The 12,513-nt window shown below is 67.0% G+C and carries 14 protein-coding genes and 1 other RNA gene; 7 read left to right on the top strand and 8 right to left on the bottom strand.

The window, feature by feature from the left end; all coding sequences use genetic code 11:
* The first annotated feature begins 31 nt into the window (after positions 1-31).
* The 3 genes from ribH to thiL all read left to right on the top strand — a co-directional run bounded on the left by ribH (position 32) and on the right by thiL (position 2,058).
* Positions 32-499 carry a 6,7-dimethyl-8-ribityllumazine synthase gene (ribH, locus tag N7573_RS12870; protein ID WP_005408061.1) on the top strand — a complete coding sequence of 156 codons (468 nt, stop codon included), beginning with the start codon at positions 32-34 and terminating at the stop codon, positions 497-499.
* Positions 496-975, top strand: coding sequence for a transcription antitermination factor NusB (nusB, locus tag N7573_RS12865; protein ID WP_005408062.1), 480 nt, complete (start codon positions 496-498; stop codon positions 973-975). The genes ribH and nusB overlap by 4 nt, the downstream gene beginning before the upstream one ends.
* Positions 976-1,095: 120 nt before the next feature.
* Entirely contained in the window at positions 1,096-2,058 is a 963-nt protein-coding gene (gene thiL, locus N7573_RS12860) for a thiamine-phosphate kinase (protein WP_279913493.1), read from the top strand.
* A gap of 230 nt (positions 2,059-2,288) precedes the next feature.
* Here thiL and N7573_RS12855 read toward each other — a convergent pair whose 3' ends face one another.
* From N7573_RS12855 to N7573_RS12835, 5 genes are all read right to left on the bottom strand, one after another.
* A complete protein-coding gene (locus N7573_RS12855; RefSeq protein WP_032128040.1) occupies positions 2,289-2,474 on the bottom strand; it encodes a hypothetical protein in 186 nt (61 codons plus the stop codon).
* Between the two features lie 341 nt (positions 2,475-2,815).
* The gene (locus N7573_RS12850) at positions 2,816-4,201 is read right to left on the bottom strand and encodes an FAD-linked oxidase C-terminal domain-containing protein (RefSeq protein WP_279913494.1); all 1,386 of its coding nucleotides are present in this window, start codon (positions 4,199-4,201) and stop codon (positions 2,816-2,818) included.
* On the bottom strand, positions 4,198-4,842 hold the full coding sequence (locus N7573_RS12845; RefSeq protein ID WP_279913496.1) for a metal-dependent hydrolase: 645 nt from the start codon (positions 4,840-4,842) through the stop codon (positions 4,198-4,200). The genes N7573_RS12850 and N7573_RS12845 overlap by 4 nt, the downstream gene beginning before the upstream one ends.
* A gap of 110 nt (positions 4,843-4,952) precedes the next feature.
* Positions 4,953-5,321, bottom strand: a complete 369-nt coding sequence (locus N7573_RS12840; RefSeq protein ID WP_182267263.1) for a YraN family protein — start codon at positions 5,319-5,321, stop codon at positions 4,953-4,955.
* Entirely contained in the window at positions 5,311-7,032 is a 1,722-nt protein-coding gene (locus tag N7573_RS12835) for a penicillin-binding protein activator (RefSeq protein ID WP_279913497.1), read from the bottom strand. Before N7573_RS12835 ends, N7573_RS12840 begins: the two co-directional genes overlap by 11 nt.
* A gap of 81 nt (positions 7,033-7,113) precedes the next feature.
* Here N7573_RS12835 and rsmI point away from each other — a divergent pair, with 81 nt between their 5' ends.
* Entirely contained in the window at positions 7,114-7,932 is an 819-nt protein-coding gene (gene rsmI / locus N7573_RS12830; RefSeq protein WP_279913498.1) for a 16S rRNA (cytidine(1402)-2'-O)-methyltransferase, read from the top strand.
* 153 nt (positions 7,933-8,085) lie between these two features.
* Here rsmI and N7573_RS12825 read toward each other — a convergent pair whose 3' ends face one another.
* Together N7573_RS12825 and N7573_RS12820 are read right to left on the bottom strand one after the other, a co-directional pair.
* A complete protein-coding gene (locus N7573_RS12825; RefSeq protein WP_279913499.1) occupies positions 8,086-8,955 on the bottom strand; it encodes a nucleotidyl transferase AbiEii/AbiGii toxin family protein in 870 nt (289 codons plus the stop codon).
* Positions 8,952-9,713, bottom strand: a complete 762-nt coding sequence (locus N7573_RS12820; protein WP_279913500.1) for a type IV toxin-antitoxin system AbiEi family antitoxin domain-containing protein — start codon at positions 9,711-9,713, stop codon at positions 8,952-8,954. Before N7573_RS12820 ends, N7573_RS12825 begins: the two co-directional genes overlap by 4 nt.
* Positions 9,714-9,782: 69 nt before the next feature.
* On the opposite strand from N7573_RS12820, the gene rnpB reads away from it, so the two are divergent.
* An RNA gene (gene rnpB / locus N7573_RS12815) (RNase P RNA component class A) lies at positions 9,783-10,134 on the top strand.
* Positions 10,135-10,149: 15 nt separating this feature from the next.
* On the top strand, positions 10,150-10,596 hold the full coding sequence (locus N7573_RS12810; RefSeq protein WP_279943175.1) for a hypothetical protein: 447 nt from the start codon (positions 10,150-10,152) through the stop codon (positions 10,594-10,596).
* A gap of 355 nt (positions 10,597-10,951) precedes the next feature.
* Here N7573_RS12810 and N7573_RS12805 read toward each other — a convergent pair whose 3' ends face one another.
* Positions 10,952-11,740 (bottom strand): NRDE family protein, encoded by a 789-nt coding sequence (locus tag N7573_RS12805; RefSeq protein WP_279913331.1) that lies wholly within the window; start codon positions 11,738-11,740, stop codon positions 10,952-10,954.
* Between the two features lie 323 nt (positions 11,741-12,063).
* Here N7573_RS12805 and mraZ point away from each other — a divergent pair, with 323 nt between their 5' ends.
* Entirely contained in the window at positions 12,064-12,510 is a 447-nt protein-coding gene (gene mraZ, locus N7573_RS12800) for a division/cell wall cluster transcriptional repressor MraZ (RefSeq protein WP_004143635.1), read from the top strand.
* Positions 12,511-12,513: the final 3 nt, after the last annotated feature.

Raw genomic sequence — 12,513 nt, 5'->3', positions numbered from 1 at the left:
TTACCCCCTTATCGAGTCCCCCAAGCCGCATATGAGCCACTTCGAAGGCGATCTTCGCACTCCCGAATCGGCGCGCTTCGCCATCCTGGCCAGCCGCTGGAACGCCCGCATCACCGACACGCTGGTCGCTGGCGCCCGCCAGAGCCTGGCTGGCAACGGCATCACCGAGGCCAACATCGACGTGATCCGCGTGCCGGGTGCCTGGGAACTGCCGCTGGTGGCCGCGCGCCTGGCCGCCGCCCACGAACACGCCGCCATCCTTACCCTGGGCTGCGTGATCCGTGGCGATACCCGCCACTACGAGCACGTGGCCGATCGCTGCGCCGAAGGCCTGATGCGCGTGCAGCTGGACTTCGGCGTGCCGGTGCTGAACGGCGTGCTGGCGGTGGAACGCGTTGAAGACGCCGAGGCCCGCGCAGGCGGCAGCCACGGCAACAAGGGCGAGGAAGTCGCACTCGCCGCATTGGAAATGGTCAATCTTCTGGAGCAGCTGCCATGAACAAGAACACCCAGGGCAAGCCCTCCGGTAAACCCGTCCGCCGCGATGGTGTCGATCCGGTGCTGCGCTCGCGCGCGCGCCGTCGTGCTGTGCAGGCCATCTACGCCTGGCAGATCTCCGGCGGCAACGCCCAGTCGCTGATCGCCCAGTTCGCCCACGAGCAGGCCCGCGAAATCGCCGACCTGGCGTACTTCGAGGCGCTGCTGCACGGCGTGCTCGACAACCGCCGCGACATCGACGAAGCGCTCGGCCCGTACCTGGACCGTGGCATCGAAGAAGTGGACGCGATCGAACGCGCGGTGCTGCGCCTGGCCGCCTACGAGCTGCGCTACCGCCTGGACGTGCCGTACCGCGTGGTGATCAACGAAGCCATCGAATCGGCCAAGCGCTTCGGTTCCGAGCATGGCCATACCTACGTCAACGGCGTGCTGGATCGTGCCGCCGTGGAATGGCGCAAGGTCGAATCGGGTCACTGACCCACCTGTGATAGTGCCGGCAACTGGCCGGCAGCTGCAGGGATCCTGAGGTTGCCGGCCAGCGGCCGGCACTACCGCCCACCGCGCACCGCGCGGCACGTACAACAGCGGGAACGCCCCATGTCCCTGGCCGAATTCGCCCTCATTGACCGCATCCGCGCCCGTACCCTCGAGCGCGACGACATCCTGCTCGGCATCGGCGACGACGCTGCGCTGCTGCAGCCGCGTGCCAATGAGCAACTGGTGGTCACTGCCGACACGCTCAACAGCGGCGTGCACTTCCCGGTGGAAACCCCGGCCTTCGATATCGGCTGGAAGACCCTGGCGGTCAACCTGTCGGACCTGGCTGCGATGGGCGCGCGCCCGGCGTGGTGCACGCTGGCGTTGTCGCTGCCGGAAGCCACTGAAGACTGGATCGATGCCTTCGCCGATGGCTTCTTCGCCCTGGCCGACCAGCACGACATCGCGCTGATCGGTGGCGACACCACGCGTGGCCCGCTGTCGCTGTCGGTGACCGCGATGGGCCAGGTTGGGCGTGGGCAGGCCCTGCGTCGCGACCGCGCGCAGGTGGGCGATGATATCTGGGTGAGCGGCACGCTCGGCGATGCCGCCGGTGCGCTGCGCCTGTGGCAACAAGCTGCGCTGAGCATCGCCACCGCCACGCTGCTGGCCGACTACGAAAGCCTGCGCCTGCGTCTGCTGCGGCCGACGCCGCGTGTGACCCTGGGCCTGCGCCTGCGTGCGTTCGCGCACGCGGCAGTGGATGTATCCGATGGCCTGCTGGCCGATCTGGGTCACATCGCCACGCGCAGCAACGTGGCCGCGCATGTCGATGCCGATTCGTTGCCGATCTCGCACGCGCTGCGTGAGCTGCTCGGCCGCGATGGCGCGCGCGACTGCGCACTGCGTGGTGGCGACGACTACGAACTGTGCTTCACCGCCGCCGCCGACCAGCGCGACGCACTGCACTACTTGGCCGAATCGCTGGACGTGCCGCTTACCCGCATCGGTCGCATTGCCGAAGGGCAGGGCGTGCACGTGGATGGCGAAGCCGCCGACGGCGGATACCAGCACTTCGTCTGATTTATGACGCCGGGCATGGCCCGGCGCTGCCACGCGACTGAAACCGCCGGGCATGACCGGGTGCTGCCGTATCGGTGCGCGGTTGCTGGATGACATCGACGCTGCAGAGCCGAGCCTACGCTCGGCTCACGCGCGAAGCGCGGCTTTCATCGCGATGTGCCCCATGGCAGCCGAGCATGGGCTCGGCTCTGCAAATGTCGCTAAGCAGCCTGCAACTGCACATCCAGTACTCAGTCAGCCTGCGGCTGCCTGCCTCGACGCTGCTGCAGGCAGGACTCACACGTGACCGTTGCCAGCGACCGCGCATCGTTGACCGCGGCCAGGGCCTGCTCCAGGATCGGCGCGAGGTCATGTGGCAGGCGCGCAGCGGCTTCGCCAAGAGTGGTGATGACATGGGGATAGAGAGGCTTGTACATCTCGGCATCCTTGTTCGCAGGGCGTGGGCGCTGTTGCTTCGACCCAACCCGTTCGGCGGTTGCCAACGGCTCACAGAGATGCCGATGGTGCTGTCACTGCAGGCTCGCTGGACCAGGCAGCTGGCGCTCACGACGGGCGTGGGTCAGAGCTGTGTGGTGCTGTTGGCGATATGTTCCTGGCAAAGGCGCAGTTTTCCCATGCAACAAGTTGCAAAGCACACTGGACACCGGATGGAGCTTCAGTTGACGGCTGGCAGCGTGAAGGTCCGTAGCGGGTACAGTGCGACGCCTCCAGCTGGGGAGGGCTCCTGCGGGTCGTCGTCAACACATTGGCAGTGGCACTACACCGGCGGCAGCACCTTGCCGGGGTTGAGGATGCCGTCCGGGTCCAGCGCGGCCTTGATCGCTCGCATCGTCGCCAGCGTTTCTGCGGTGAAGGCCTTCGCCATGAAATCTCGCTTGGCCAGGCCAATGCCGTGTTCTCCCGACAGCGTGCCGCCCAACGCCAGCGTCAGCTCGAAGATCTTTGGCAGCGCGGCGTGCGCGCGCGCGTTCTCGTCGGCATCATCCGGGTGGTAGAGGATGTTGACGTGCAGGTTGCCGTTGCCGGCATGGCCGAAGGTGACGATGGTGAGTGCGTAGTCACGTGCCAGTGCCTGCACGCCGGCCACCAGTTCCGGAATGCGCGACACCGGTACCACCACGTCTTCGTTGATCTTGCCCGGCGCGACGCTGCGCAGTGCGGGCGACAACGCTTTGCGTGCGGCCCACAGCTGATCGCGTGCACGACCTTCCATCGCCACATCCAGTTCGATCATGCCGTCGCCCTCTGCGGCGCTGGCCAGCGCCTGCAGGAGGTAGGGCAGGGTGTCGTGGTCACCATCGGCTTCGACCAGCAGCATCGCGCCAGCCTCGGGTACGTCCGCACCGTTGAGACGTAGCAGCTCAAGGCTGCGAGCGTCCATGAATTCCAGGCGCGTGGGCACCACCGGCTGCGACATCAACCGCGACACGGCGGCCGCAGCAGCATCGGCATCGCGGTACAGCACACGCAGGCCGGCCTGGCTGACTGGCAACGGGGTCAGTTTGAGCGTGGCTTCTACGATCAGTGCCAGCGTGCCTTCGCTGCCTACCAGCAGATGGGTGAGGTCGTAGCCGGTGGCGTCCTTGGTGTAGGCACCGCCGCAGCGGATCACGTCGCCGGTGCCGGTAACGGCAACCAGGCCCAGCACGTTGTCGCGGCTGGTGCCGTACTTCACCGCGCGCGGGCCGCCGGCATTGCAGGCCAGGTTGCCGCCGATGCTGCAGATCTCGGCGCTGGAGGGGTCCGGTGCCCAGAACAGACCATGCGGGGCCAGCGCCTGCTGCAGGGCGCCGTTGAGCACGCCCGGCTGCACCACCGCGCAACGGTCACCGGCGCGGATCTCGACGATGCGGTCCATGCGGGTGAACGACAGCACGATACTGCCGGGCAGCGGCACCGCCGCGCCGGTGGTGCCTGTGCCGGCACCGCGCGCGACCAGCGCCACGCGATGCGCGCGACAGGCCCGCACCAGCGCCTGCACCTGTTCGATGTCGGCTGGCAGCGCCACCGCCGCCGGGCGCTGGTGGCGCCATGAGTTGTCCTGCGCGTTGGCCTCCAGCGCGCCGTCATCCATGCGCCAGCCCTCCGCGCCCAGCAGGGCGGACAGTTCGGCAACCAGGGCAGCAGGCAGGGCAGGACTCATGACGGATCTCGTGGGGCAACGGGAGCGGGTTGGATCAGTTTCCAGGCAACAACGGCGCCGGCTAGTGGCAGCCACACCCAGCGCAGTTCCGACATTACGGTGGCGAGGCCACGCGCGCTGAAGAACTGCGGCGCGAACGGAGAAACGCGGATGGGTCGCCACGGCGCGAAGAAGCGCTGTTCGCTCCATGGCCAGGCCAGGGCGACGCCGAGGCCGCCGGAGGTCATCGCATCCAGCAGGGGGTGGCTGGCGGCGCAGACGAAGACGAACGCCGCGGCTTGTAGGGTCGGTGCCACCGTTAGCCGCGCCTTGGTAGGTGCCAACCTCGGTTGGCACGAAACCGCCGACCAAGGTCGGCGACTACCGGAGTTGCGGGGCGCCGACCAAGGCCGGCGGCTACCAAAGAACGCCAACACCGCGGCCACCGCCGCCAGCACGCAGGCAAACAGCAACGAATGGCTGGCACCGCGGTGGCCGAAGGCATCGGCATAGGGAATGTGCAGTGCAAAGGCCAATACGTCCGCATCGGGCAGCATCGCAGCGATCACACCGGCCGCCAGCAGGCGCGGCGGGATGCGGCCACGGTCAGCGGCGCACCAGAGCGCCAACGGCACAGCGGCATGGGTGATGATCGAAGGCATCAGTCACGCACCGTGGTCGTGCCGGCCAGGCTGCGCTCTGGTAGGTGCCAACCTTGGTTGGCACAGAAGCGCCGACCAAGGTCGGCCTCTACCAGAGCGGACGGTAACCATCAGCAGTCATCCAGCCGGAACGCATCACGCAGCCACCGCAGCTGCGGTGGTTCACCACTGGCTTCAACCACATCAAAACGGCAGGGTGCATTGGCCAGCGCCGGGTTGTCCTGCAGGTACAGTTGCGCGGCATGGGCCAGGCGCCGGCATTTGCGCGCATCCACCGAAGCGGCGCCGCCACCGAAATCCGATCGCGCGCGATAGCGCACTTCCACGAACACCACGGTGCCGGCGTCGTCCATCACCAGGTCCAGTTCACCGCCGCGATAGCGCACGTTGCGCGCACGCGGCTGCAGTCCGGCCTGTTGCAGATGCAGCTCGGCGGCGGCTTCCACCGCCGAGCCACGTTGGCTGCGCTCAGCGACCACCGAAGATCGGCATCGGCCGGCCGCCATTGAAGGTGGACCATGCCGGCTGGCGCAGGATGTTGCCGTTGCTGTCCAGGAACAGGGTGCCGGTGGCACCGTCCAGGCCGCCCTCGTTGGACAGCTTGTCCAGATAGGCGGTGATCTTCCAGGCATCGGCACCGAAAGCGAACAGGCGGCCAGCGGCGCCGCGAGCGCTGGGCAGCGCGCTGGCCACCTGGCTGGCCGACGGCAGGCCGGACACGCTGCGCACATTCCAGGCTTCGTTCGGGTAGACGATGCCGTCCAGCGCCACGTCTTCTTCCACCTTGCCGCTGCCGACGGTCAGCTGCGAGGTGCCGACGCGGGTCGCGCCACCGGCACCGGCCAACGCCAGCTGCGGCGCCAGCAGCCGGGCCTGCGGGGCGCGCACGGCGAGGAACACGGCATCGACCTGACCGGCATTGCGCACCTGCGCGCCGACATCGCCGACGGCTTCGCTGACATTGACCGTGGCCACCACCTGGCCGCCGCGCTGTGCGAAGCGCTGGGCAAAGGCGGCGGCGGAACGGCGGCCGGTGTCGTCGTTGCTGCTGATCACCAGCGCGCGGTTGCGCTCGCGGCCACGCAGGTACTCGGCGGCGACGATGCCGTCGTCTTCCGGTGCCAGCGAGAAACCAGCGCTGCCGGCCGGCGGTGCATCCTTGCCGCGGTTCAGGGCCAGCACCGGTACCTGCAGCTGCTGGCGGCCGTACACGGCGTCCACTTCGTCGCGGCCCAGCGGGCCGACCACGAAGTCGGCACCGGAGGCGACGGCCTTGTCGTAGGCGGCGAGGGCACCAGCCGGGGTGCCAGCGGTGTCGAAGAAATTGATGTCCGGGCGGCGACGGCTTTCACCGTAGTAGGCGCTCAACAGGCCGTCGCGCACCGGCTGCGCGGCGGTGGCCAGGCGGCCGCTGAGCGGCAGCAGCACGGCCAGCTTGGCCGGCGGCCGGTAGCCGTCGCTCATCGCCGGCGGACGCTTGCTGGTATCAAACTGGGCCGCGCCATCGCGGTCGAACGGGCGCGGCAGCGGCAGGCCGCGCGCGATCAGCGCACGGCCGGCGAAGTTGTACAGAGGATCGTTGGCCGGCAGGGCAGCGGCACGGCTGCGCAAAGTGGCGTCGTCGAGGGTACCGAGCAGGCCGGAGATGGCGGCCTGGTTCTCGCTGCGCGCACTGCCGGTCAGGCTGGCATGGGCGCGTGCACGTTCGGTGGCGGCGCCGAAGGCATCGCCGGTGCCCTGCAGCGCGTTGGCGCGGGCCAGATACCAGCGCGTACGCAGCGCCGGCAGCACGTTGTCGCCGTGGTCCTTCAGCAGGGCCAGCGCCTGCGCCGGTTGCTTGTCGGCCAGCGCCAGCTCGGCACCGGTCAGCTGGTAGCGCTGCAGGCTGGCGCCGGACAGCTGGCGGGCGGTGAGCTGGCCCAGCAGGCTGCGCGCGCGCGCACTGTCACCGGCCAGGTGCCAGGCCCAGGCCGCGTCGGCCAGCGCATTGCTGCGAGCGCCGCCGCGCAGGGTGGCGGCCAGGGCTTCCAGCTGCAGCGCGGCGTCGCGCGGCTTGCCCTGTTCGATCAGCGCCAGCGCCTGGCTCTGGGCCGGCGAATCGGGCGTGCTGGTCAGGCTGGTGGTGGCACAACCGGCCAGCAGCATCAGCGACAACGACAGGGCGGAGATCCGTGCGGCGGGCTTGTTCATGATCGGGTCCATGCGATGAGGGCAGCGGCCTTGGCCGGGTACACGCTACGATTCTACCCTTGCCCTGTGAGTACCGCTGAAATGAGTGTGCCAACCCTGTACGTCGTCGCCACCCCGATCGGCAACCTGGCCGATCTGAGCCCGCGCGCGCAGGAGGTGCTGCGGTCGGTGGCGGCCATCTGTGCCGAAGACACCCGCCGCAGTGGCCAGCTGCTGTCCCATTTCGGCATCCAGCAGCCGTTGGTGGCCCTGCACGAACACAATGAAGAGGCCCTGGCCCAGCGCCTGGTCTCGCGCCTGCAGGCCGGCGAATCGCTGGCGCTGGTCAGTGATGCCGGCACCCCGCTGGTCAGTGACCCCGGTTTCCGCCTGGTGCGTGCTGCGCGCGCGGCGGGCATCAAGGTCAGCCCGATTCCCGGCGCCTGTGCCGCCATCGCTGCGCTGAGCGTGGCCGGCCTGCCCAGCGACCGTTTCAGTTTCGAGGGTTTCCTGCCGGCCAAGGCCAGCGGCCGCCGCGACCGCCTGCAGGCGCTGGCCGGTGAAGTACGCACCATGGTGTTCTACGAATCCTCGCACCGCATCGCCGAATCGCTGGCCGACATGGCGGCGATCTTCGGCGGTGAGCGCCCGGCGGTGTTGGCCCGCGAGCTGACCAAGCTGTTCGAGACCGTGCTCGATGGTGACCTGGCCGGTCTGCTGGCGAAGGTGGAAGCAGACGAGAACCAGCGCAAGGGCGAGTTCGTGGTGATGGTGCAGGGCGCGGGTGATGACGAAGAAGCGCAACTGGTGCATGGCCGTCGCGTCTACGCCAAGCTGAGCGAGCATCTGCCGCCGTCGACTGCCGCCAAACTGGCTGCCGAGCTGACCGGCGCACCGCGCAAGGCGTTGTACGGCAGTTGATGGATCGTGCGGACCAAGGTCCGCACCCACCAGAGCGGAATCCGCACTCACCAGAGCAGCGGAGTCGGTAGATCCGCGCCATGCGTGGATGAACGGGCCGCGCCAAGGTCCGCGTCCACCCGGGCGGACGCGGTAGCGCCAGGCCTTGCCGCGTCAGGACTGTACGGGTGTGTCGAGGGTGTCCAGATAGTCGGCAATCTCGGCAATCACCGAAGAGAGGTCCGGCGCGATCAGGCGATTCCTGCGCAGGAAGGCGCGCCACTGGGTCTGCTTCTGGGGATCTGCGGCGAATGACTGAGTCAGTCCGTAGGGCAGGGGCGTTGGCGCCCGGGTCCTTCGTCGATCAAACGTCGCGCCAATGGCCGCAACAAGGTGCGGGCGATCCATGGCGTCTTCACGGATCAGTGCCAGCAAGTCGAAGAAGTCCTTCATCCTGCTGTTAGCGATGCCCAGTGCCGCTATAGCCTCGAGCTTTTCGGCAAACACGGTTTCGCGTGGATAGACGCGCAGGCAGGCTGGAGGGAATCCCTCCAGAATCACCGGATAGGTGATTTCCGGCGGCGGGGTGATCACCGCGTCGCCAAACCCGACGTCCCACTGCACATGGCAGCGTGCGCGGCCCAGATGTGCGATCAGGCGCATGCGCAGCCCCTCGTACGTGGCTTCTTCACGTATGGCCTCGATGACGATGCTGCCTGGATCGAAGCGCAGGCCGTCGTCCCCGGGCATTCCACAGAGCGAAAGTGCGATATGTAGCAGGCGATCGGGCTCAGCGCTGCCGGATCCGAGGAAATCGGCATCCCGTGTAGGGCAGTGCGGCGCGTCGAACCACACTGCGAACAGCATGGCACCCTTCAGCAGGAACTGGTTGCGGTATCGAGAAGCGGAGAGCCGGTAGAGCAGGCGCTCAACGGCGAACCTGTCCAGCACGAACTGAAAGTCCTCACCCCGCTTGCGTGCGAGATCGAGCAGCCGTTGCCGGATGGAAGCAACGCGGTGGGGAGGTGTTGGAGAGGGGATCAAGCCAGGGCATCGAGGTACAGTCTCATCAGTCTGGCAACGCGGCAGATCCGCGCATACTCCATCAACGCATCCGGCGTGGTTGCACGGCTGTGAAGCGCGTCACGCAGGGCTTCAAGTGCGACATCAAGCCCTACGAGATTGCGGAACTTGAAGCAATCGACGACGGTTTTGGCTACGTTGCTGACGTATATGAGACGTCCGCCTACGCGACGTTCTTCCAGCCCCGCATTGAGGGTCGTTGCCGACATGCGGACCACACGGAGGGGCGGCCAGTCGATCCGCGGAACGCGGTCGCTGTTGCCGATGGAGACCCAGCGTTCGAATGGTGCTTGGGTGGTCAGGCCATGCAGGCGCAGGGCACTCAGCAGGCATAGACGGGGGTGTGGCAGGCGTTCTGCAATGATCCGCAGTCCATCATCGGTGTCGTCGCTCTTTCTTTCCGCCAACGCGTAGACGCCACGGGACAACCGGATCAGTGCGCCTGCCTCGACCAGGCGGGTCAGTTGGGCGCGGGCGATCCCGGCAGTCACCAGTTCGCGGGCGCGCAGGGTGCCTGCGCGTCGCAATAGCTTTCGTGCCTTGGCCTCAGCGTTTCCCATGACGGCATTGTTCCATAATGTCGGGTGTTTTGAATATCGACTGACAAAAAGGAAAATCGTTGGCTGTGGCGAGTGAATGGTGCGGACCAAGGTCCGCACCCACCAACGCGGAATCCGCACCCACCAGAGCAGCGGAATCGGTAGATCCACGCCATGCATGGATGGATGAACCGGATGCCGCGATCAGCACGGCAGGAAGGGCGTGCGTAGGCTAGAATGTGCGTTGGCGGAGCCGGCCAGACAGTCGCGTCATCCCTTCGGGGGTGCCGAGGAAAGTCCGGGCTCCATAGGGCAAGGTGCCAGGTAACGCCTGGGCGGCGCAAGCCGACGGAAAGTGCAACAGAAAGATACCGCCTACGTCTTCTTCGGAAGGCCGGTAAGGGTGAAATGGTGCGGTAAGAGCGCACCGCGAGTCTGGCAACAGACCGGCACGGCAAACCCCACCTGGAGCAAGACCAAATAGGGATCCTTTGGCGCGGCCCGCGTTGGATCCGGGTAGGTTGCTTGAGCGTTGCGGTGACGTAACGCCTAGAGGAATGACTGTCCACGACAGAACCCGGCTTATCGGCCGGCTCCGCCTCCTTCTTCCATATGCGTGAACCGCGCATCGGTAGTGCCCTGCGGAAATGAACTGCGAGAAGCGCTCGCACCACACCACCACCGTGGTGTAGTCGTCCACGTTGACGTCATCGGGTACATCGACCAGGAAACGGTTGAAGGTCTTCACCTCGCCGATGCGCCGGGCCTGCGCCTTGATCTTCAGGAAGTCCGCCTTGTTGTCGACGAAATCGCGGACCAGGTAGACCTTGTAGTCCGGTCCCGGTCCCATCTTCCCGTCGAAGGCCACCTGGCGTGCGCTGACGCTGACCTTGCCTTCCGCCCAGTGCACCGCATCGCTGCCCTTGAGGTCGCGACGGAAGGTGGTGCGGTAGGTGGCATCACTCATGGCGGCCTGCACCTGCGCGACCGGCGGGTCATCGGGGGCGATCAGGATCGGCAGCAGATAGACGCCCAGGCCGAAGCCAAGGCCGAGGGTGAGTAGATGGGTGGCAAGCAGGATGAGGATGCGGCGCATGGGGCCTCCTTGTGGGTGTGGATCGCGCGGCATGGCGCCGGGCATGACCACCTTGGGAGGTTGCGGGCGGCATTTATAGACACAGTGCCAAGCGCAAAAAGGGCACAGTGGGGTGGCTGCGGCAACGCAGGCCCTGTGGCGCGGGCGGAAATGCGCTGCGTCGGGAAGCTGAATGACGTTGGCAGCCTTGGATCGCAGTGACGGGTAGTGCCGGCCGCTGGCCGGCAGCGGCGTGGCCTGCCCGAAGATCCGGAGGTTGCCGGCCAGCGGCCGGCACTACCCTGCTGGAAAGAGATTCCGGCCAGCGGCCGGCACGACCCGGTCAGAAAATGACGTGACTCTGTCCGTTGGCTGCGCCCTGTGGGCCAAAGCGGCGCTCGTGGATCTGGCCGTGGCCATCGGCGTCGATCAGCAGCACGGTGCTGGCGCGGGTGCCGTAGTCGTCGCCGCGGATGAAGGCGGGGCTCAGCCAGCGCTCGCGTTCCAGGCCGATGCCAGTGTCAGGCAGGTCGCTGTCGGCGGGGCGATGTTCGTCGGCCAGGGCGGCCCAGAGCGGGGTCAGGTCCGGGGTCAGATCCTTTTCGCTTTGCGAAAGGGATCTGGCCCGGTCTTCCTGCAGCCAGGCTTCAAGGGCCGCCATCAGCCGCCGGGTCTTCGGCCAGGGCGCGTCCAGCGCACCGTTGGACATGCCATGCACGCCCGGGCCCAGGCGCTGCCGCTCGGCGGGGTGGTTGCCCAGGAACTCCAGGCTGTGGCCGTCGGCCAGCAACAGGTTGAACGGCGCGTAGGCGCCGGCCACCGTTGCCAACCGGTCGATATGCACGGCGGCCGGGTCGCGGCCGCGCAGGAAGTCGGCCACCAGCGCGCCCCGTGAAGGACCGGTCTGGGAGGCCAGCGGATCACGCACATTGGTGACCACCGCCATCCGGCCTGCGGCACCGACGCCCGCCCAGCCGCCGCCGGAGCGCAGGTCGCGCCCCCCGATGACGGAGGTCTCATCTTGCCAGGGGGCCAGCGCCGCCGTCGGGCGGGCGTGGAACTCATCACGGTTGCCGGTCATCACCAGCCGCCAGCGCGGGTGGTGCATCCAGCCAAGAGCGAGCAGGCACATCGCCTCATTGTGCACGGTTTGCGCAGTCTGGCGCCGCTTCCAGCCCGTTTTGGATGAATGCGCGGCCGATGTTTCACGCGCTGTCCACAGCCCTGAACTTCCGTTCAATCTCAAAAATTGAGACGGATCAGCAACTTGTGGATAAGCCTTGAACAATTCTCTAAAGGTTGTTGCAAGCCATTGATGTGGCTGGCGATTTCCCCGCTGAAAAGTTGTTGACAACCCTTCGGCCGCTGCTAAGGTGGGCATCAGAGGGAAATCCGGGTGTTTTGTGGGTTTTCGTGGTTCAATGTTTCACCGGGCGAAGGATAGGTGCACGCGTCGTGTTCCAGGGCGAGACGGCCATCACAGTTGACGATAAAGGGCGCATGGCGGTTCCCACCGCTTACCGCGACCTCGTCGCGCGCGCCAGCAACAACCGTCTCGTGCTGACCTACAACCCGTTCGAAGCCGGCTGCCTGTGGCTGTATGCAGAGTCGGAATGGGAGCGGGTCCGCGACGACGTGATGTCCAAGCCCAACACCCAGCGCGTCGTGCGCCTGTTGCAGCAGAAGCTGGTCGGCTCGGCCGCCCATCTTGAGCTGGACGGCAACGGTCGCATCAGCATCCCCGCCAGCCACCGCGGTGCGGTGGGCATTGAGAAGAAGGCGGTATTGCTCGGTATGGGCGACAAGTTCGAATTGTGGAGCGAGCAGGCGCATCGGGCCCTGATCCAGCAGACATTGTCTGACGAGGATCTGGGTGATGGGTTGCTCGACCTGAAGTTGTGAGCC

Source organism: Stenotrophomonas sp. GD04054 (assembly GCF_029836955.1).
In the GTDB taxonomy this organism is placed as follows: Bacteria; Pseudomonadota; Gammaproteobacteria; order Xanthomonadales; family Xanthomonadaceae; genus Stenotrophomonas; species Stenotrophomonas maltophilia_A.
The sequence above is the reverse complement of the archived record's forward strand: the minus strand, read 5'-3'. Positions and strand labels throughout refer to the sequence as shown.

Coding starts and splice junctions, on each gene's coding strand:
- N7573_RS12845 (WP_279913496.1), bottom strand. CDS start 4,842: ATGCCTTCGATCATCACCCATGCCGCTGTGCCGTTGGCGCTCTGGTGC.
- N7573_RS12855 (WP_032128040.1), bottom strand. CDS start 2,474: ATGTACAAGCCTCTCTATCCCCATGTCATCACCACTCTTGGCGAAGCC.
- ribH (WP_005408061.1), top strand. CDS start 32: ATGAGCCACTTCGAAGGCGATCTTCGCACTCCCGAATCGGCGCGCTTC.
- rsmI (WP_279913498.1), top strand. CDS start 7,114: ATGAGTGTGCCAACCCTGTACGTCGTCGCCACCCCGATCGGCAACCTG.
- thiL (WP_279913493.1), top strand. CDS start 1,096: ATGTCCCTGGCCGAATTCGCCCTCATTGACCGCATCCGCGCCCGTACC.
- N7573_RS12805 (WP_279913331.1), bottom strand. CDS start 11,740: ATGTGCCTGCTCGCTCTTGGCTGGATGCACCACCCGCGCTGGCGGCTG.
- nusB (WP_005408062.1), top strand. CDS start 496: ATGAACAAGAACACCCAGGGCAAGCCCTCCGGTAAACCCGTCCGCCGC.
- N7573_RS12835 (WP_279913497.1), bottom strand. CDS start 7,032: ATGAACAAGCCCGCCGCACGGATCTCCGCCCTGTCGTTGTCGCTGATG.
- N7573_RS12850 (WP_279913494.1), bottom strand. CDS start 4,201: ATGAGTCCTGCCCTGCCTGCTGCCCTGGTTGCCGAACTGTCCGCCCTG.
- N7573_RS12820 (WP_279913500.1), bottom strand. CDS start 9,713: ATGCATGGCGTGGATCTACCGATTCCGCTGCTCTGGTGGGTGCGGATT.